This is a genomic window from Nocardia brasiliensis NBRC 14402, from assembly GCF_000308475.2.
Lineage (GTDB): Bacteria > Actinomycetota > Actinomycetes > Mycobacteriales > Mycobacteriaceae > Nocardia > Nocardia brasiliensis.
The window spans coordinates 337,898-355,694 of sequence record NZ_BAFT02000110.1 but is presented as its reverse complement, the minus strand read 5'-3'; the positions used below and the strand labels follow the sequence as shown (position 1 = coordinate 355,694).

Here is a 17,797-nt window from a genome sequence, read left to right as displayed (position 1 = left end):
CCGCGCCAATCCGGTAGAACGTTCCCGCCACCAGGTCTTTTGCGATGGTCCTCGGTCAGCGGACCGATCTAAGGTCCCTTTCATGAGTTCCGTCGAAGTTTCCTCGTATCCGGTCCGGTGCGATATCCAGCCGCGGCAGGCCGATCTCGGCCGGGACGGCACCGCGAGCACGACCGCGCTGGCGCAGTGGCTGCTGGAAGCCCGCAGACGACTGCAGCTGCCTCGATTCGAGCGACTCGTGCACTCCGGCGCGTTCGGTCCCTTCCAGATCGTGCTCGTCGGCGAGCGCGCCGAACGGCTCGCGCCGGTTCGCCTCTCGGACCCGGATATCACGGTGCACACCGGAATCCGGCGGTTCGGCCGGTCGTCGTTCACCTACGAGCAAGCGGTGTTCACGGGCACCGAGCAGGTAGGCCGCGGTGGGGCGACGATCCTGCTGCTCGGCCCCGCGGGACCGCTCGCACTGCCGGACGAGATGATCGCCGATCTCACGGAGCTGTCCCTCCCGGATTCGACCGAACCGGCTCCCGCGCGACCGGCGGTCGAGCGCCGAAGCCGCGGCCACTACTCGTTTTTCGCGCCCTTGCGGGCACGGATAACCGACGTCGACATCAATCAGCACGTCAACGCCATCGTCCTGGCGACCTGGTACGACGAGGCGGTCGCCGCGTTCACGGCCGCGGCGCTCGGCGTGCCGGGCCTGGTGCCCGACCTGGCGCCGACGGCGCACCGCATCGACTACATCGGCGAGGTCACCTATCCCGGGGACTATGAAATCGGTGTCGCGGTCGGCTCTTTCGAAGCCGATACCGTGCACTACGAACTCGGCATCTTCGGCGGCGACACGTGTTTGGGCGTCGCCGACCTCACCGGACCGCGCGGCGAACTGACCCCGGAATCCTCAGCAACCGACGTCCCCCGCTGAGCGAGCGTAGTCGACCGGCGTCCGACCGTAGCGCTTCTTGAACGCGCGGACGAAGTGGCTGCTGTCCGAAAAGTGCCAGCGCGCAGCGACTTCCGCGATGGTCGGCCGTCGGCCGGGGCGGGTGAGCGCGCGCCGCGCCGCGTCCAGCCGCCGGTGCCGGATGTAGGTCGCCGCGGGCTCCCCCGCCTCGGTGAAGGCCCGTTGCAACGTGCGCACCGAGACGTTGAGTTCCCGCGCCAACATCGCGGGAGACAGGCCCGGATCGGTGAGGCGGCGGTCCGCCAGATTCTTGGCCGCCCGGGCGAGCGCGGGCCGGAACTCGGCCTCCGCGTCGTCGAAGCGCCCCGCCGGCACGGCCCTGGCCAGCTCGAGCAGCGCGTCGTGCGCGGCGTGCACACCGGCCGGGCCGAGCGCGGTCACGGTCTCCTGGACCATGGTCGTGTGCGCCATCAGCAGGCGCATCTCGGCCGAATCCGCCGAGCCGAGGCTGCTCCGATCCCGCAGCCGCGACTCGAGCACGGCTGAGGGCAGCGTGAGGATCCGCACCGTGGTGTCCGGCGCCGCGCCGAAATGCAACGGCGAACCGTACCGCAGCAGGAATTGTCCGCCCGTCACGCGGTATTCATCGCCACCGGGCGTGCCGCCCAGCGCCCAGGTGCCGCGCCGGACCACGTACATCCGTACCTGATCCGCGTAGCCGTACGGGGTGCCCGCGGTGCGGATGACCGACGCGCTGTCGAGATCGGTGACCGCCACGTCGCGCACCTTCGCGACCCGGGTCCGTACCCGGAAATCGCCCCGGGTGGTGGAACTGAAGGTCGGCAGCGGGAAGGCCGAGCCGACCTCGGTGAGCCACCCGTGCCGGAAGATGTCGAAACCGCGCGAGACGCGGCCCGGGTCCGTGGAGTCGAGGGCGAAACCGCCGCGGGTGTCGGCCTCGGGCGTATCGGTGTTGTTCATCGGCGGACACCGTCACCCTCGTGGCGCACCGCGTCGAGTTCGGCGTCCGGTGCGCTGAGCACGCGCAGGTGCGCGGTCAGCAGGACATGATCGATCCGGGTGCGCAACGCGGTCGGGGCCGCGCCCGAACCGGTGACATCGGCGATGAACTGCTCGGACAACGCCCGCAGTTTGATGTTGGTCTCCTGGGAACGCCAGCGCAGCACATTGAACGCTTGATCGGCATCGATGCCGTAGGCCAGCATCAGCATGCCCTTGGCCTGCTCGATCGCGGCGCGGGCCGCGACGACCTCGGGCAAGGTCTCGGTGAGCACCGTCCGTCTGTCGGTCGCGACGGTGGCGGTGATGTCGACGTAGTAGCCGGTGGTGCCGATGATCTGTCCGGCGTCGTCGTACAGATGGTCGCCCACCACCATCACGTGCCGGACCACGCCCGTGGCGTCGACGAGCCGATGCCTGCTACTGAACGGCTGCCCGTTCTCGACCGCGGCGGCGATCGCGGCGGCGACCTGCTCGGAATCGTCCGGATGCCGATGTGCCAGTAGCAGTTCCGTGGTCGGCTGGACGGTCCCCGGCTGATATCCGTGCAGTTCGGCGACTTCGGGCGACCATTCCCAGCGTTGATCGGCGAACCAGTACCAGAAGGTGCCGACCCGCTGCGGCGTCCCGCCGATCACGTGCTCGAAGTCCTCCGTACTCGCTCGAGCTGGCAGCGCATCACCGGTCACGGATCCAGTATCGCTTCGAACGTCACCCGAGGCGACGTGCCCGGACGAATCGCCCGGCTGACCAGCGAACCTTCACGACACGCCGGTCAGTACCGGGAGCAGTCCGTGGTGGCGCGCGGCCCAGACGACTTTGCCGACGGGCCGGCGCGGCGCACAGCCCATGCCACGTTCAGCTGCGAAATACTGTGCAATCCACCGGCGTGCGCGCCCTCGGCGCCGGGTTCGGCACACCGCGGAGGTCTTGCGCGAGCTGCTGTCCCGCGATCCTTCCTGAACGTACGCGCACAGGCCGGCTCGAATCCGAGCCGGCCTGTGCCAGTAGCGAATCGGGGTATCAGTTCAAGCCGGTCACCTCTTGGGCGATCGCGGCGAGCCGGGTCTGCGCGGCAGAGATGACACCGTGCCGGTCCTTGTGCTCCTCCTCGTAGGCGACGATCGCGCGAATGTCGGCGGGCGAGGTCAGCTCCTTGATCGCGGCGACGGCCTGGGTCACGTTCAGGTCGGCGTAATCGGCGATCGGCAGTTCCGCCGGTTCGAGCACGCCGGTGCTGGTCCGCAGCGAATGGACCGCATCGGCGGCACCACGCGCGCCTTCGCGGCGGGCCACCTGCTCGGCGGTCTCCAGGACCGCATCGCGGGACGCGGCAAGCGTTTTCACGGCGACATCACCCGCGTACGCACCCCTGGCGAGCAGCTCTTCGAGCGCGGGCGGCGCGCTGCGGAAAGTGTCCAGCGCCCGGTCGATACCGCGCGCGGACCAGGTCACCGGGATGTTGACCAGCTTCACCGCAGTACCGGCGGCTGCCTGGAACGGCGTGCGGCGCAACGCCGCCGGGCCACCGAGGGCGTCCTCGGCCAGCACGGTGGTGAGCCAGTCGACGGTCGCCGAGTGCGCGGCGATCAGCCGGTCCGCCAGCGCCACGATCCCGGCGTGCTCGGCGGTGGTGGCGAGCGCCTTCAGGTAGCGGGCGCGGTCGAGCAGCTGATGCTCCAGTGCGAGATCGCCCAGCAGGGCTTCGTCGAACGGCTGCGCCTGCTCGCCCATCGTCCTGACCGCCGCGACGGCCCGGCCGAGGAAGGGGCCGATTCTGGTTGGTATGCCGCCCAATTCGCGCAGCGCGGCTTCGATGGCGGCGGCGCGGGCCCGGGCGTTGTCGGCGTTCTCGGACATCTCCCGGCGCACCGCGTCCGTACGCGCCTGTGCGATACGGGTTTCGGCGACCTGGATTTCGGTGTTGGTCAGATCGCGGACAGCGCGCAACTGCGCCAGCAAGGTGGTGGTGTCGCGTGTGCTCATGAAAATCTTTGTCCTTCGACGTGGATATCAGGTCGGCGCAACGGTGCACCACTGATACGACTACCCACCTGGCCCGTCCGAAACATTGCGCCCCAACATTTTCGGTCTCGAGCCGCCTGACAACACACTGGTCAGGCACTGATTGCGGCCGATCGGAGTCGGCACCGATCGGCCGCAGTGGCTCAGCAACACCGGGCACGCGTTGCCGGGCCGTGCGATCAGGGCTTGTCGGGATCCAGCGTGTCCTTGATCTTCCCGATCAAACCCGCTTCGGTACCCAGCGCGGCCGAGCGTGGTTCACCCATCGAGCCGTCGTAGGTGACATAGAGCTGCGGGTCCGGCGGCGGCGGTGCGGCCTTGTCCCCCAACGGAACCGGATCCGGGATGAAACCGTTCTTGTGCAGGCCGTCCGGCGCCATGCCGTGCGCCCACATGCCTTGGTCGGCCGCTACGCCGTCGGACAGGTGCCACAGGCTGGTCGCGTGCTCGCTGTGCTCCTCATCGAGCAGCGCGTTCGGGGTGATGGTGTCCTCGATGCCGTCCGCCTTGAGCTGCGCGATCGCCGACAACCACAGATTCTGGTGGTAGGTGTCGCGCGCGAGGTTGAACTTCAGTATGTCCTTGACACCCGGGTCGTCGGTCATGTGATAGAGCCGCGCGGTCTGCACGCGCCCTTGGGATTCCGCGGTGACGTTGGCCCGGAAGTCGGCGAGCAGATTTCCGCTGGCCACGATGTAGCGACCGTTCCACGGCACCCCGTTGCTGTCGGCGAGCACCGGCCCGCCGCCGGAAACGATCGCCTGCTGCGGATCCATCCCGCCCAGCACGGCCGCGACCACCGGGTCGCCCATCGCCGCCTGGGTGGCGTGCGTCGCGGGCGCCCCCTCGAGCAGGCGCGCGACCATCGTCGCGATCATCTCGACGTGCCCGATCTCCTCGGTCGCCACGTCCATGATCATGTCCTTGTATTTGCCGGGCATCCGGCAGTTCCAGCCCTGGAACAGGTACTGCATGGTCACGGTCATCTCGCCGTAGGCGCCGCCGATGAGTTCCTGCAGCTTGCGCGCGTACACCGGGTCCGGCTTCTCCGGCTTGACATCGAATTGCAAATGGTCGGTATGGCGAAACACGTTGTCCTCCAAATGTGTTGTATACGTTCCCTTCCCGCCGCGACTACCGCGGCAGCGGCGGGGCAAACACCGATTCGGCGCCGCCAAAACGGCGAGTCGCCGAGTTCGATCTTGTCTATACGTATACATCTACGTATAGTCAGAACGTCGCCGGAAGTCGGCGGCGCCGAGACCTACGTTCGATCGGAAGACCATGACCGTCCTGCAGACCACCCGCCCGGGGATGCTCCCCGGCACGAGCGCCTACGCCGCGTTGGCCGATCGGTACCGGGGGCTGCGCGCGGAATGGGAGGCGGCGCTCGCCGGACCGCTGCGGCACCTGCGCAGCGAACACGCGCTGGCCCAGCTCCTTCGGTTCGCCCTGGTCGGTGGTGCCAGCAATATCGCCTACGTGCTGCTGTTCCTGGCCATGCACGGCAGCGGACCTCTGGTCGCCAACATCGCGGGCTCCCTGATGAGCACGGCGATCGCGAACGAATTGCACCGGCAGCTCACGTTTCGCGCGGCAAACCGCGTCGATTGGCGCACCGCGCAGTGGGAAGGCGGCGGGCTGGCCCTGCTCGGCCTGGGCATCAGCACCGCGGCCCTTGCGGGACTGAACTTCTGGGCACCGGGCCTCGGCGAAACCGGACAGGCGGGCGCCGTCCTCGCCATCATGGCCGCGGTCGGCGGTCTACGCTTCCTGGCCCTGCGCACACTCGTATTCTGACGCGTCAGATCCGGTCGTCGCCTTCGTTGGCCGACGGGTTCCCGGTGGACAGGGAGGTGTCGTCCTTGCCGCGCGACCGCTTGCGGAACAGCAGCACGGCGGCGACCACGACCACCAGCGCAATGATCACGATTATCTCCATGATCAGGTGCTACCCGGCATATCGATGGTTATTCGCCGCGGCGGCGATGCATCTTTTCCCGCACCCCGGGTACGCAGCGTCAAGCACGCCGAACCTATGCGGCGCTGCGGCACAGCAACGGACTCGAACACAGGAGGACTGATGGTCTCCCAGGACACGATCGCGCAGCTACGCCAAGACCTCACGACGGCCTCCGACGCGGGCGACGAGGCGGCGGTGACCCGTCTGCGCGGCGAGCTGGACGAAGCACTGAACGCCCAGGGTTCCGAAACCGAGGCGCTCGACGATCCGACCGCCACCACCGAAGACCCGGCCGCCAAGATGGACTACGAGGGCGACACCCCCAACTAAAACACCTTCGCAGGGTCGTCCTCGTGCGCGATGGTGCGCAGGTCCAGACGGCGGGTCTCCCCCGCCCAGAGGAATGCGGTGGCGGTGCAGGCCAGCATCGCGCACAGCAGCAGTGCGACAGGGACGGTGGACGGGTACCGGTCCAGCAAAGCGACACCGATCAGCGGGGTGAGCGCTCCACCGACGACGGTGGCGAGCTGATAGCCCAAAGATGCTCCCGTGTAACGGACTTCACTCGGGAACAGTTCGGCGAAGAACGGCGCCTGGATGCCGGTGAGCAGGCCGTGCATGGTGAGCCCGATGGTGATCACCACGGTGATCACGGTCCACCGGCCACCGTCCACCAGTGGCAACGCGAGGAAGGCCCAGAGCGCGATCAGCCCGGCCAGGAGCACGCTCGTCGGCCGGCGTCCGAACCGGTCGCCCACTGCGCCCCCGGCCACGATGGCGGCCGCCTGGAAGCACGAGGCGATCGTGATCGAGGACAGCACGGCGCTTTTCGGCACGTGCACGACCTGGGTCAGGTAGGCGAGCAGGAAGATGCTGAAGGTGTAGTAGGTGGCCTTCTCGCCGACGTCCGCGAGCGCGGCGATGAGCACCTGTTTGCGGAAGCGGCGCAACACGATTCGCACCGGCGCGTGTCCGGACCGGTCCGCGGCGCGGGCCTGCGCCGCCAGGAAGATCGGCGACTCCTCCACCGCGTGCCGCAGCCAGATGCCGACCAGCACCAGCACGATCGAGAGCAGGAACGGGATCCGCCAGCCCCACGCCTGGAATTCGGCATTCGACACACCGAGCCCCAGCACCGCGAGAACGCCTGTGGCCAAGAGGTTTCCGAGCGGACCACCGGTTTGCGGCCAGCTACTCCAGAAACCACGATGGGCGGGCGAGCCGTGCTCGGCCACCAGCAACACCGCGCCGCCCCACTCCCCGCCGAGCGCGATGCCCTGCACCAGCCGCAGCAGCACGAGCAGCAGGGGCGCGGCGACGCCGATGCTGGCGTAGGACGGAATCAATCCGATCGCGACGGTCGCACCGCCCATCAGCAGCAACGTGATCGACAGGGTCCGCCGCCGCCCGAGCCGGTCGCCGAGGTGCCCGAACAGCACGCCACCGAGCGGCCGCGCCAAGAACCCGACCGCGTAGGTCGCCAATGCCAGCAGCACCCCGACGAGGGGATCGTCCGCCGGAAAGAACACCTTGTTGAAGACCAGCGCCGCCGCCAGCCCGTAGAGGAAGAAGTCGTAGAACTCGATGGTCGTCCCCGCCACGCTGGCGGCGACCACCCGGGCGAAACGAGCACCGGAGGTGGGAGTGTCGGTCATAGTCGAGCATCCAGTCGATCAGTGGTCGCGGTGACCTGTCGACTATGCCGTCCGAGGCCACCACCCGTCCCGAAATTCGTCCGATCAATTCGACCGCCTGGCCGGCCCGCCGAAACGCGGTCGCACGCGAGTACTTGACTTGGAGTGCACTCCAAGTCGTAGCGTGCTCACCGAGAGTCTTCGACAGACAAGGGGCTGGTCATGGAACTCGGCTTGCATCTTCCGATCTTCGATATCGACGGTGGCACCACTGCCATCGCCGGTGAACTCGCCCGGGTCGGGGCCGCCGCGGAGGCGGCGGGCGCGACCTGGTTGTCCTTCATGGATCACTACTTCCAGATCGAGCCGACGGGCCTGCCCGCGGAGGCGAACATGCTGGAGGGCTACACCTCGCTCGGCTACCTCGCCGCGCACACCTCCACCGTCGAACTGGGCCTGCTCGTCACCGGCGTGACCTATCGCCATCCCGGGCTGCTCGCCAAAATCGTCACCACCCTCGACGTGCTGTCCGGCGGCCGGGCCGCGCTCGGCATCGGCGCCGCGTGGTTCGAGCGCGAACACCGCGGGCTCGGGGTGCCGTATCCGCCGCTCGGCGAACGTTTCGAGCGACTGGAAGAAGCGTTGCAGATCTGCGCGCAGATGTGGGATCCGGAGCACAACGGGCCGTTCGAGGGCACGTATTACCAACTGGCGGAGACGCTCTGCGCCCCGCAGCCGATCTCGAAGCCCACGGTGCTGATCGGCGGCAGTGGCGAGCGCAAGACCCTGCGCTTGGTCGCACAGTACGGGGACGCCTGCAATCTGTTCGGCTCCTCCCCGGAGGACGTCCGGCACAAGCTCGACGTGCTGCGCAGGCACTGCGACGACGTCGGCCGGAACTACGACGACATCCGGATCACGGTGATGGCCAACAATCCCCGCCCGGACCCGGAGCGCCGCAATGAATTCGTCAGGCAGATGGCCGATTACGCCCCGCTCGGCGTGCACACCGTCATCATCACGCCGACCACAGGCGCACCCGCCGCGTGGATCGACGCGATGGCGCCGACGGTCAAGCAGCTCGCCGAACTCGGCTGACCCGCAACGAATCCGGCCTACCCCACTGCGGTAGGCCGGACCGTGCGAGACCGGACTAGCCGGTCGCGACGTTGAACACGCCCTGCCCGCCGACCACCGGGAAGGTCACCTTGGTCTCGGTGAGGTTCACCGAGAACCCGGGGCCCGGCTTGGGTCGCAGGGTGTATTCGTTGTCACTGGACAGGATGACCACGCCCAGCTTGTGTCCTTTCGGCAGCAGGTAATCGTGCGGCTGCATGGAAAGGTTGATCGAGTACTGCGTGCCCGGCGTGATCGGGGTCGTCTTGCCGAGCGAGTCCCGGTTCTGCGGATCCACCCAACCCCTGGTGATGATGCGGGATCTGCCGTCCGGTCCCCGATCCACCAGCAGCGCGGTGACATTGGCCGCGGGCCGCTGGAAGGTCATCCGGAACGCGACATCGACTGTGCCGCTTATCCGCAGCGCGGACCTGGTCGCTTTGGTGTAGTAGGCCAGGCGATTCGGCGAGCTGGGCGCGGCGACGAGGTCCGCGGCCGTCTTGCTCGCGTCGTCGTCGAGTGATTCCGGCGGCGCACCGTTCGCGCCGCCGATCGGCACGAGCCCGCCCGCGCTGCGGCCACCGGGGGTGAACTGCGCGATCGCCGCGGCGGCACCGGGTGCGGGCCATTCCGCCTCGTTCACCCAGGACTTGTCCTCACGCTGGATGGTGGCCTTGGGTTCCCGATCGATCCCGTTGTTCTGGCCGAGCAGATACTTGCTGAACCAGCGGTTCACCGTGCGCAGCCATTCGTCGCGGCGCAGGCTGATCGGGTCGACGTGGCCGGACTGGTGCAGCCAGATCTTGTGCGGGATATTGGCTTTCGTGAGCGCCGCGTACCACTGCGCGACATGCTTGGTCTTGACATTGAAGTCGTTGAGCCCGTGCACGGCCAGTACCGCGGCGCGCACCTTGCCGACGTCGTTGAGGTAGTCGCGCTCCTCCCAGAACTTGTTCACATCACCGGTGATCCGGTCCTGGTCTCGTTCGAGCTGGTCGATGACTGGCTTGCAGATGTTCTGGTCCGCCCTGGTGTAGACGTAGCGGGCCAGCACGTCGGTGTCTTCACCCTGGTACGTGCCGGGCGCGACCACCGCACCGGCGGCGCGGTAGTAGTCGTACCAGCTGCTGATCGCGGCGATGGGCACGATCGCCTCCAGGCCGGGCACGCCGGTCGAGGCGACGGCGTTCGGCAGCGTCCCGTTGTAGGAGACGCCCATCATGCCGACTTTGCCGCTGGCCCAATCGGCTACGGCGCGCTTGCCCTGCTCGTCCCTGGCCTCGGCCCGGCCGTTGAGCCAGTCGATCGGGGCGCGGGCGCCGATCGTCTCGTTACGCGCGCCCGAGGTCGGGCAGCCGGTGGACTTACCGGAGCCGAGCGATTCCCCGTACATCACGGCGTAGCCGCGGGACAGGAAGTACTCCTCGTACTGCCAGGTGATCTGCCCGTTGCCCAGCGTGATGCCCGCGACCCGCAGGTCTTCGGCCACCCGTGCGCGCATCTCGCCGGGCGCCTTGGCCATTCGGCCTTCCGGCCCGCCGGGCACGTAGAGCTCGACATCGACGCCGTGGTTGGTCACGTCGTTGCCGCCGGAGAAGTACGGGCTCGCCTGGTACACGACCGGCAGTTTGCCGGTCGCCCCGGCCGGACGGACCACCTGGATATGCACCTCGTCGTCCTTGCCGTCACGGTCGCTGTCGATCGGCGCCCGGACCCACAGGTCCTTGCGGATCGGTGCGGCCGCGTCGAAGACCGGCTGGGCCTCGCCGCCGGAAAACGATGGCCCGCTTGCCGGTTGCGCCATCGCGGGTGCGCCGCACAGCAGCATCGCACCCACCGCGCTCACCAGGGCCAGTCGTTGCCACGGTCTGGGAATCGCCGCCATAATCCACTCCTTGTCATCCCCCGCGCGACCTTTCCGCGCGGGGCTCGAAAAATTCACTGGCTCAAAGGAATTGCTGGATCAGGGCTTGTTCGGCGGAGCCTTCCGCTCGATCGCGGCCTTCATCGCGTCCAGGCCGATGAGGTTGAATTCCCGCCCGAGCGCTCGCATCAACGAGTTCTCCGTCGGCCGGTACACCCCGCGCTTGTGATAGACCGCGCCTTCGTAGGTGCCGACCACGCCGCCGTCGGGTGAGGGTTTGCCGAGGTACTGGTACCACTTGGTGCGCTTCTGCTGCATCTGCGCGCTGGTGTAGATCGAGGCGTTGACCTCGCGCGGTTCGCCGCCGGTGTAGCGGTCGTCGGGGTAGTCGTACTCGTCGGCCAAGCCGCCGATGGTGTGGCCGAGTTCGTGCAGCACGATCTGCCCCGCCGCGGTGTTGCCGCCGGACGAGGTGGCGACCCGGCCGCCCGCACCGCCGTATTTCGTGGTGTTGGCCAGCGCGACCACCTGGTCGACCTCGGGTGCGAGCCGGGCGAACTGCAGCGCCTTGTTCTCGTTGACGCAGAGCAGCCGCTCCGTGCCGCCGCACCAGAAGGTCATGTCCAGCGCGGTATTCCGATAGGTGCCGCGGGGATCGTTGTCCACCCCGGACTGCTGGGACACCACGTTCACGGCCCAGACGTTGAAGGAGTTCTTGTACGACTTGAACGGTTCGACCTGGGTCAGCTCGTTCCAGCGACTTGTCGCCTGCTGCTTGTATTTGCCCAGCTCGGCCGAGGTATAGCCGTCACCGACGAAGACGAGATCGAAGCGCTGACTCGACGGGCCGGTCTGCTGGATCGGCACCACATCGGCCTGTACCGCCGAGCGCGGCGCCGGGGTCTGGTCCTGGACCGGTGCGACGACCCGGCTGATCGTGCCGTCGGGCGAAAAGACTTCCCGCTCTTCGTATTGCGTGGCGGATCCGGTGGCGGTGGACAGTCCGGCGATGATCACCGTGCCGAACATGATGGTGGACAGACGTCGTAGCAGAGGCATGACGAAACTCCTGGAATGGTCCGCGAATTCGAACGAAACGGCGGTGGCGCGCTGTCTCTGGATGCGTCGAATGCCTAATCAAGGAACCACATCCGGGCGAGCAACTCGACTGGCGCACAACTGGGGATCGGCATCGGCGTTCCGGACCCGGCCGCCGCGCGGCGAAGTAACGTCGGAGTGCATGGCGAAGCTGCTTTTGGGGCCGGTGTTACGGCACGTCGACACCACCTCGGCGACCGTCTGGGTGGAGACGGACAGTGCGTGCGAGGTAGATGTTCTGGGCTTGCGCGCGAACACCTTTCGGGTAGGCGAGCAGCATTTCGCGCTGGTGCTCGTCACGGGATTGACGCCGGGCACGTCGACGCCGTACGAGGTGCGGCTGGACGGGGAATCGGTGTGGCCGGAGCCCGAATCCCGTTTTCCGGCCTGCCGGATCCGCACCCGGCCCGTCGAGAAGATCCTGTTCGGCTCGTGCCGGGCGGCCAAGGCGACGGCGAGCGCCGAGGCGGACGCGGTCGGCCTCGACGCGTTGGACGCCTACGCGTCCCGCATGCGGGACCTGTCCGAAGACCGGTGGCCCGACGCCTTACTGCTGCTGGGCGATCAGGTGTACGCCGACGAGCCCACGCCGCAGCTGCGGGAATGGTTGCACCGGCGGCGCGGTGACCAGGAACCGCGGGGTGAGGTGGTGTCGTTCCGGGAGTACGGCGAGCTGTATCACGAGACCTGGAGCGATCCGGAGATCCGCTGGCTGCTGTCGACGGTGCAGACCTCGATGATCTTCGACGACCACGACATCCGCGACGACTGGAACACCTCGCGCATCTGGCGCACGCAGATGGCGGAAAAGCCGTGGTGGCGCAGCCGGATTCGCGCGGGGCTCGCGAGCTACTGGGTGTACCAGCACATCGGTAATCTCGGACCCGCCGAACTCGCGGACAACGAGCTGTACCGCGCGGTCACCGAGTCGGGCACCGATGTCCGCGCCCTGCTAGAGGATTTCGCCGAACGCGCCGATCGAGAAGCGGACGGGCGCAGGCCGACCCGCTGGAGTTACCGGCGCGATTTCGGCCGGATCCGGCTGCTGATGATCGATACCCGCGGTGGGCGCATCCTCGACGGTCAGCGGTTGATGGTCGGGACGGAGGAATTCGACTGGATCGAGGCGAACGCCGCCGGTGAGTTCGACCATCTCCTTATCGGATCGTCGTTGCCGTGGCTGATGCCGCACGCGCTCAGCCACCTCCAGTCGCTCAACGAACGCGCCGCGAACCAGCCGGGATTGCGCGGCCGTCTCGGCGAAAAGCTCAGGCAGGCGGCCGATCTGGAGCATTGGCCCGCGTTCCGCGCGTCGTTCGAGCGCTTGGCCGGACTTATCCACCGGATCGGTACCGCGCCGGACGCGCCACGCACGATCTGCGTGCTGTCCGGGGACGTGCACCACAGCTACGCCGCCCGCGCGGACTACGGTCACCCGACGAAATCCCATGTGCTGCAACTGGTGTGCTCACCAGTACACAACGATCCGCCGAAGCGGTTCCGGCCCGTGTTCGCCCTCTCCTGGGCCACGCCGATCGCCTCGGCGCTGCGGTGGCTCGCCGACCGGCGCGGCATCTCCCCGGACCCGGTGCGCTGGACCAAGGTGAGCGGCCCGCATTTCGGGAACTCGATCGCCGCGCTCGACATCACCGGCGATGCCGCCCGGTTCACCCTGGAGACCGCCCGGAAAGGGGTCGGCTTGGTCGAGGTGGCCCGGCTGGACCTGACGACGACCTGACCGCACACGCGCACGGTGGCGGGAATCACCGACGGCGCCGCGTGACGACCGTAGGCTCGGTCGTGTCGATCCGACAGCGGGCGACACCATGTTGTCGCGCGGGAAGAACGGAAGGACTGAAGGCAATGCTGCGGAAGTTCCTCGATCAGGGTGTCGTCTCGATGATCGACCGGTCGGCGCGGTTACAGAAGCCACTGGTGGACAAGTACGTCGGCTTCGTGCAGGGCAGGCATCCGGTCGAATCGCCCGATCAGATCGTCGAGCGGCTCGGACGGCACTATTTGATCGCGGTCACCGCGAGCGGCGTCGTGGTCGGCTTGAGCGCGGCCGTTCCCGGCGTCGGAACCTTGGTCGGGCTGGCCGCGGCCGGCGCCGACACGGTGTTCTTCATCGAGGCCTCGACGGTGTACACGGTGGGCGCGTCGGAGGTCGCCGGAAGCAAGGCCACTGCGCCGCGACCGCCGCTGGTCTCCGCGGTCGTGCTCGGGCAGGCGGGCACCGGTGCGCTCGGCGCGGCGGGCCGTTCGGCCAAGCAATGGGACACGATGCTGGCCAACAAGCTTCCGGTGCTGCGCCGGATGGATGATTCACCGATCAAACGATTCGTCGTCCAGTTCATCGTCAAACGTGGTGCGCTTGCCTTCGGCAAGGTGATCCCGGCCGGGATCGGCGCGGTCGTCGGCGGCGTCGGCAACCACGCGCTGGCCCGGGGCGTCATCAAGAACCTGCACGCGGCACTCGACGACACCGCTCGCCCCGACCAGGTGGTGCCCGCGGACGCTTAGGCCCGTAGCCCGTGGCTGGTCCACGCCGCGTCGAAATTCGGATGGCCTCGATAGACGTCGAGGAAGAGATCGAGCACCTCGCGGAGCGCGTGTTCGGCGCTCTCCGCGCAGATCTCGGCGCGCCCATACCGATACATCACCAGCACACCCGCTTTCGCCTGCGCCTCCGCGGCGAACCGGGTGCCCGCGTCGGCGTCGTCGATCGACACCTGTGCCGCGTGCCGTAGGTCCTCGCCGATGCGGGCGACCAGAAACGATTCGGCGGCCGCGGGCAGAGCCCACGTCCGTGCCCGGTCCACGTGCAGGTCTTCAGCAGTCATGGGTCACGCTCCCTCGTAGTGGCGAACAGGCACGGCCTAGTGGCTCAGGTGCACCCCCTTGGCACAGGTGAACTGCATGACGTCGATGTGCCCGACCCGGAAGTGGGTGCGCACAGCCGCGCAGCGCCGCGGCCCAGTGGTCGAGCGTCTTCGCGTAGTGCAGCCGCAACGGGTGGATCCGGGTCACCGCGAAACCGGTCGTCTCGGCGTATTCCCGTACCCCGCGCGGGAATCGGCCCCACGGAATCGGCAGGTGACCGCCGGGGAATATCTCGCGCGCAGCATCGTCGCGCCCCAGCCGCACCCGATGTCGAGCAGCGTCATTCCGGGTTGCAATGCGCACTTGTCCAGTGCCAGGTCGATTTTCGCCCGCTGCGCCTGCTCCAGGGTGTAGCCGGACTCTTTCCAATACGCACAGCTGTAGGTGCGGCCGGGGTCGAGAAACAGCGCGAAGAAATCGTCGGACAGGTCGTAATGGGATTGCACCTCGGCATAGAACGGAGCGTGACGACTCATGCAGCAACCTCCAGGAAGTTCGACGTTCGAATGTGGTGGTCAGGCCGGAGCACCGAGAGCTCGCCCGCCGCCTGCGCGACAAGGCGGTCCGAGCGACATCGAGTTGGAGCCGGACCCGCTGGGCCCACTGCGCGATCAGTACGGAGTCGCAGTGCGGGAGTACACGGATGACCGGAAGATATGTGATGTACATCACATATCAACTGGGGATTTCCGGATACCGTGGGGAACGCCGTCGTACCTCGATCGACTCCTGGAGGCGCTTTGCGCATGCTCGCCCGTGTCCTGCTCGTCCTGCTCACGCTGGTCATCGGCGCGGCGACCGCGCTGCCCGCGGCCTCGGGCGCCCCGGGCGTCTCCTACGACGACGCCACCGCGCGCAGGATCGATGACGCGCTCGCGGCCCGCGCAGGCGCGCAGAGCAAAGGCGAGTCGATCGAGCGGGTGTCGCGCCCCTTCCTCGGGACGCCGTACGTCGCGAACACGCTGATCGGCTCCGCGAGCCAGGACGAGCAACTGGTGGTCGACTTGCAGCGGGTGGATTGCTTCACCTACCTCGACTACATCGAGGCGCTCAGCCGATCCACCACGCGCGACGAGTTCACCGCCAACCTGATCCAGACGCGGTACACCGACGGCGTCGTCGACTTCGCGCATCGCAAGCATTTCTTCAGCGATTGGGCGCACACCCCGCGCGTCGCCGCCACCGACATCACCCGCTCGCTCAGTCCGGACGCGGTCACCGCGGCCAAGCGACTGAATGCGAAAGCCGATGGTGGGCAGTACCTTCCGGGACTTCCGGTCACCGATCGGGACATCACCTATATTCCGAGCGACGCCGTCGACGACACCGTCATCGGTCAGCTCCGCACCGGCGATTACCTCGGCGCGTATGCCGACGCACCCGGGCTGGACGTCACCCACGTCGGCATTTTCGTCATGACATCGACGGGTCCGGTATTTCGCAACGCGTCGTCGCTGGCCGCCGATAACAAGGTGGTCGACTCACCGTTGGCGGAATACGTCCGAACGGTGCCGGGCCTCGTGGTGTTCCGCGCGCAATAAGCCGGTCGCCTCGGTTAACCGGCCCGACACTTCCACCCGGTAATACTGGGATTCCGGGAACGCTTCTGCCGAATCGAGGTTCGCCGTGTGGCAACACACCGTCCGCTGGTCTGCCGCACTGGCCACCGCGTTCGCACTGGCCGCCGCACCCGCGACGGCGCAGCCGGCCGCACCGCCCTACCGCGAATATGTTTCCCTCGGTGACTCTTTCACCGCGGACGTGCTCACCGCGATCCCGCCGACCACCGAGTTCGCCCCGTTCAACTGCGACCAATCGGCCACGAACTACCCCAGGCTGGTCGCGGCCGCACTGTCGGTCCCGGTCTTTCACGATGCCAGCTGCGGCGGCGCGAAAACCGCGGACATGACCGCGCCGCAAACGGTGCCGATCGGCACCAATCCCCCACAGCTGGACCGGCTGACGCGCACCACCGACCTCGTGACGCTGAGCATCGGCGGCAACGATCTCGGCCTGCAAGAGCTGATCCCGCAATGCCTTTCACCCGCGGCGCTGCTGCCCGGCCTGCCCGCCGCCGGTGGTTGCGCCGCGCGGCTGACCGCGGCGGGCAGCGATCCGATCGAAACCCGCACCCGCGCCACCGAACCCGAGATCGCGGCGACGATCGACCGGATCCGGCACCGGGCCCCGCATGCGCGGATCCTGCTCGTGAACTACCTGGACGCGCTCCCGGCCACCGGGTGCGTGCCCGACCTGCCCGCCACGGACGTCGACGCGGCATACCTGCGGGCGAAGCTCGTCCGGCTGAACACCATGCTCGCCGACGTCGCCGCGAGTACCGGCGTGCAACTCGTCGACACGTTCACCGCCACGGCCGGGCACGACGTCTGCCGAGCGCCCGACGTGCGCTATGTCGAAGGGCTGCTGCCGTTCTCGGCCAGAAACCCGCGGCTGGTCGCCTTCCCGTTCCACCCCAACGCGGCCGGCGCGCAGGCACAGGCCCGCGCGGTACTCGACGCGATCGGCCGTCCCGCATGAGAACACGGCGCAAACTGGTGTGGTGACAGACGACCCCGGGCAACTGATCGTGGTGGACGCCGCGAACGTCGTCGGCTCGCGACCCGACGGCTGGTGGCGTGACCGTGCGGGTGCGGCCCGCCGATTGCTCGCCAAGCTGATCGTGCTGGATCAGCGCCTGACCGAACCGGCGGAGGTGGTGGTCGTGCTGGAGGGCGCCGCCAAAGCGGCGGCGCCGGACGCGCCGGACGCGCTGCGGGTGGTGCCGGCCCACGGGTCCGGGGACGACGCGATCGTCGACGTGGTGCTGGCCGCCGTGCAGGACGATATCGACCGGACGATCATCGTCGTGACCGCCGATCGCGGCCTGCGCGAGCGGGTCGAGGCGCTCGGCGCGGACACGATCGGGCCGCGCTGGCTTTTGGACCTCATCGAGCACCCATAACCCGGCGATCACTGGGTAGTCCGCCGACATGAACAATGCATTCGAGGAACGTGGCCAACCGTCCCTCGGACGTGCCTTACCCGAACTCCTGGCCGCACGGGCCGTGATCGAGCAGGCCAAGGGCGCGTTGATGTTGGCCTACGGTATCGATGCCGAGCAGGCGTTCGGCATGCTGCGTAAGCGCTCGCAGGCAACGAATGTCAAGCTCAGGGAGCTCGCGGCGCAGCTGATCGCCGAGTTGCCGAGCCTGGATCTGGCGCCGCCGGAGTTGCGGCGCAAGGTCGACCACCTGCTGCACGGGCCGTCGCAGGCCGAACACTGAGCGACC

20 protein-coding genes and 1 pseudogene are annotated in these 17,797 nt (G+C 68.0%); 10 read left to right on the top strand and 11 right to left on the bottom strand.

Translation table 11 applies throughout. The features are described 5' to 3' along the window. The first annotated feature begins 82 nt into the window (after window positions 1–82). A complete protein-coding gene (locus tag TY25_RS37870; protein WP_042264635.1) occupies window positions 83–925 on the top strand; it encodes an acyl-CoA thioesterase family protein in 843 nt (280 codons plus the stop codon). Here TY25_RS37870 and TY25_RS37865 read toward each other — a convergent pair. The 4 genes from TY25_RS37865 to TY25_RS37850 form a co-directional block, all read right to left on the bottom strand. After that, window positions 902–1,885, bottom strand: coding sequence for a helix-turn-helix domain-containing protein (locus TY25_RS37865; protein ID WP_081869362.1), 984 nt, complete (start codon window positions 1,883–1,885; stop codon window positions 902–904). The two genes, TY25_RS37870 and TY25_RS37865, sit on opposite strands and share 24 nt — an antisense overlap. Then, window positions 1,882–2,613 carry a PAS and ANTAR domain-containing protein gene (locus tag TY25_RS37860; protein WP_042264633.1) on the bottom strand — a complete coding sequence of 244 codons (732 nt, stop codon included), beginning with the start codon at window positions 2,611–2,613 and terminating at the stop codon, window positions 1,882–1,884. Before TY25_RS37860 ends, TY25_RS37865 begins: the two co-directional genes overlap by 4 nt. 334 nt (window positions 2,614–2,947) lie before the next feature. Continuing rightward, a complete protein-coding gene (locus tag TY25_RS37855) occupies window positions 2,948–3,910 on the bottom strand; it encodes a hypothetical protein (protein WP_042264632.1) in 963 nt (320 codons plus the stop codon). A gap of 218 nt (window positions 3,911–4,128) precedes the next feature. After that, complete coding sequence (locus TY25_RS37850; protein ID WP_042264910.1) at window positions 4,129–5,040, bottom strand: manganese catalase; 912 nt, start codon at window positions 5,038–5,040, stop codon at window positions 4,129–4,131. A gap of 193 nt (window positions 5,041–5,233) precedes the next feature. On the opposite strand from TY25_RS37850, the gene TY25_RS37845 reads away from it, so the two are divergent. Further along, a complete protein-coding gene (locus TY25_RS37845; RefSeq protein WP_052383462.1) occupies window positions 5,234–5,749 on the top strand; it encodes a GtrA family protein in 516 nt (171 codons plus the stop codon). A gap of 4 nt (window positions 5,750–5,753) precedes the next feature. Here the strand turns inward: TY25_RS37845 and TY25_RS44535 are convergent, their stop codons facing one another. Next, entirely contained in the window at window positions 5,754–5,879 is a 126-nt protein-coding gene (locus tag TY25_RS44535; RefSeq protein ID WP_256656719.1) for a hypothetical protein, read from the bottom strand. A gap of 153 nt (window positions 5,880–6,032) precedes the next feature. Between TY25_RS44535 and TY25_RS37840 the strand changes: the two genes are divergently transcribed. Further along, a complete protein-coding gene (locus TY25_RS37840) occupies window positions 6,033–6,242 on the top strand; it encodes a hypothetical protein (RefSeq protein ID WP_042264631.1) in 210 nt (69 codons plus the stop codon). On the opposite strand, the gene TY25_RS37835 is transcribed toward TY25_RS37840, so the two are convergent. Beyond that, on the bottom strand, window positions 6,239–7,567 hold the full coding sequence (locus tag TY25_RS37835; protein WP_042264630.1) for an MFS transporter: 1,329 nt from the start codon (window positions 7,565–7,567) through the stop codon (window positions 6,239–6,241). The two genes, TY25_RS37840 and TY25_RS37835, sit on opposite strands and share 4 nt — an antisense overlap. A gap of 201 nt (window positions 7,568–7,768) precedes the next feature. Between TY25_RS37835 and TY25_RS37830 the strand changes: the two genes are divergently transcribed. Continuing rightward, window positions 7,769–8,644 carry an LLM class F420-dependent oxidoreductase gene (locus tag TY25_RS37830; RefSeq protein ID WP_042264629.1) on the top strand — a complete coding sequence of 292 codons (876 nt, stop codon included), beginning with the start codon at window positions 7,769–7,771 and terminating at the stop codon, window positions 8,642–8,644. Between the two features lie 55 nt (window positions 8,645–8,699). Here TY25_RS37830 and TY25_RS37825 read toward each other — a convergent pair whose 3' ends face one another. Next, on the bottom strand, window positions 8,700–10,547 hold the full coding sequence (locus TY25_RS37825; protein ID WP_042264628.1) for a Xaa-Pro dipeptidyl-peptidase: 1,848 nt from the start codon (window positions 10,545–10,547) through the stop codon (window positions 8,700–8,702). Window positions 10,548–10,625: 78 nt separating this feature from the next. Beyond that, the gene (locus TY25_RS37820; RefSeq protein ID WP_052383461.1) at window positions 10,626–11,585 is read right to left on the bottom strand and encodes a M64 family metallopeptidase; all 960 of its coding nucleotides are present in this window, start codon (window positions 11,583–11,585) and stop codon (window positions 10,626–10,628) included. Window positions 11,586–11,766: 181 nt separating this feature from the next. Between TY25_RS37820 and TY25_RS37815 the strand changes: the two genes are divergently transcribed. Further along, entirely contained in the window at window positions 11,767–13,362 is a 1,596-nt protein-coding gene (locus tag TY25_RS37815; RefSeq protein ID WP_042264626.1) for an alkaline phosphatase D family protein, read from the top strand. A 125-nt stretch (window positions 13,363–13,487) separates the two neighbouring features. Continuing rightward, window positions 13,488–14,147, top strand: coding sequence for a hypothetical protein (locus tag TY25_RS37810; RefSeq protein WP_042264624.1), 660 nt, complete (start codon window positions 13,488–13,490; stop codon window positions 14,145–14,147). Here TY25_RS37810 and TY25_RS37805 read toward each other — a convergent pair. From TY25_RS37805 to TY25_RS44830, 3 genes and pseudogenes are all read right to left on the bottom strand, one after another. Then, complete coding sequence (locus TY25_RS37805) at window positions 14,144–14,467, bottom strand: hypothetical protein (RefSeq protein ID WP_042264622.1); 324 nt, start codon at window positions 14,465–14,467, stop codon at window positions 14,144–14,146. The genes TY25_RS37810 and TY25_RS37805 overlap by 4 nt on opposite strands. After that, window positions 14,457–14,771 carry a class I SAM-dependent methyltransferase gene (locus TY25_RS44835; protein ID WP_370466235.1) on the bottom strand — a complete coding sequence of 105 codons (315 nt, stop codon included), beginning with the start codon at window positions 14,769–14,771 and terminating at the stop codon, window positions 14,457–14,459. The genes TY25_RS37805 and TY25_RS44835 overlap by 11 nt, the downstream gene beginning before the upstream one ends. Then, window positions 14,741–14,983: pseudogene (locus TY25_RS44830) on the bottom strand (class I SAM-dependent methyltransferase); the annotation flags it as partial. The gene TY25_RS44835 and the pseudogene TY25_RS44830, both read right to left, overlap by 31 nt. A 270-nt stretch (window positions 14,984–15,253) precedes the next feature. Here TY25_RS44830 and TY25_RS37795 point away from each other — a divergent pair. The 4 genes from TY25_RS37795 (at window position 15,254) to TY25_RS37780 (ending at window position 17,791) form a co-directional block, all read left to right on the top strand. Beyond that, window positions 15,254–16,048, top strand: a complete 795-nt coding sequence (locus TY25_RS37795; protein WP_042264616.1) for a DUF1460 domain-containing protein — start codon at window positions 15,254–15,256, stop codon at window positions 16,046–16,048. Window positions 16,049–16,133: 85 nt separating this feature from the next. Continuing rightward, entirely contained in the window at window positions 16,134–17,045 is a 912-nt protein-coding gene (locus tag TY25_RS37790; protein ID WP_052383460.1) for an SGNH/GDSL hydrolase family protein, read from the top strand. A gap of 19 nt (window positions 17,046–17,064) precedes the next feature. Beyond that, complete coding sequence (locus TY25_RS37785) at window positions 17,065–17,469, top strand: hypothetical protein (protein ID WP_172595763.1); 405 nt, start codon at window positions 17,065–17,067, stop codon at window positions 17,467–17,469. 28 nt (window positions 17,470–17,497) lie between these two features. Then, a complete protein-coding gene (locus tag TY25_RS37780; protein WP_052383459.1) occupies window positions 17,498–17,791 on the top strand; it encodes an ANTAR domain-containing protein in 294 nt (97 codons plus the stop codon). Window positions 17,792–17,797: the final 6 nt, after the last annotated feature.

Excerpts from the sequence above, each read along its gene's own strand:
- TY25_RS37805 (WP_042264622.1), bottom strand. The coding sequence starts at position 14,467 with ATGACTGCTGAAGACCTGCACGTGGACCGGGCACGGACGTGGGCTCTG.
- TY25_RS37810 (WP_042264624.1), top strand. The coding sequence starts at position 13,488 with ATGCTGCGGAAGTTCCTCGATCAGGGTGTCGTCTCGATGATCGACCGG.
- TY25_RS37780 (WP_052383459.1), top strand. The coding sequence starts at position 17,498 with ATGAACAATGCATTCGAGGAACGTGGCCAACCGTCCCTCGGACGTGCC.
- TY25_RS37795 (WP_042264616.1), top strand. The coding sequence starts at position 15,254 with ATGCTCGCCCGTGTCCTGCTCGTCCTGCTCACGCTGGTCATCGGCGCG.
- TY25_RS37855 (WP_042264632.1), bottom strand. The coding sequence starts at position 3,910 with ATGAGCACACGCGACACCACCACCTTGCTGGCGCAGTTGCGCGCTGTC.
- TY25_RS37835 (WP_042264630.1), bottom strand. The coding sequence starts at position 7,567 with ATGACCGACACTCCCACCTCCGGTGCTCGTTTCGCCCGGGTGGTCGCC.
- TY25_RS37815 (WP_042264626.1), top strand. The coding sequence starts at position 11,767 with ATGGCGAAGCTGCTTTTGGGGCCGGTGTTACGGCACGTCGACACCACC.
- TY25_RS37845 (WP_052383462.1), top strand. The coding sequence starts at position 5,234 with ATGACCGTCCTGCAGACCACCCGCCCGGGGATGCTCCCCGGCACGAGC.
- TY25_RS37840 (WP_042264631.1), top strand. The coding sequence starts at position 6,033 with ATGGTCTCCCAGGACACGATCGCGCAGCTACGCCAAGACCTCACGACG.
- TY25_RS37870 (WP_042264635.1), top strand. The coding sequence starts at position 83 with ATGAGTTCCGTCGAAGTTTCCTCGTATCCGGTCCGGTGCGATATCCAG.
- TY25_RS37820 (WP_052383461.1), bottom strand. The coding sequence starts at position 11,585 with ATGCCTCTGCTACGACGTCTGTCCACCATCATGTTCGGCACGGTGATC.
- TY25_RS37825 (WP_042264628.1), bottom strand. The coding sequence starts at position 10,547 with ATGGCGGCGATTCCCAGACCGTGGCAACGACTGGCCCTGGTGAGCGCG.
- TY25_RS37865 (WP_081869362.1), bottom strand. The coding sequence starts at position 1,885 with ATGAACAACACCGATACGCCCGAGGCCGACACCCGCGGCGGTTTCGCC.
- TY25_RS37830 (WP_042264629.1), top strand. The coding sequence starts at position 7,769 with ATGGAACTCGGCTTGCATCTTCCGATCTTCGATATCGACGGTGGCACC.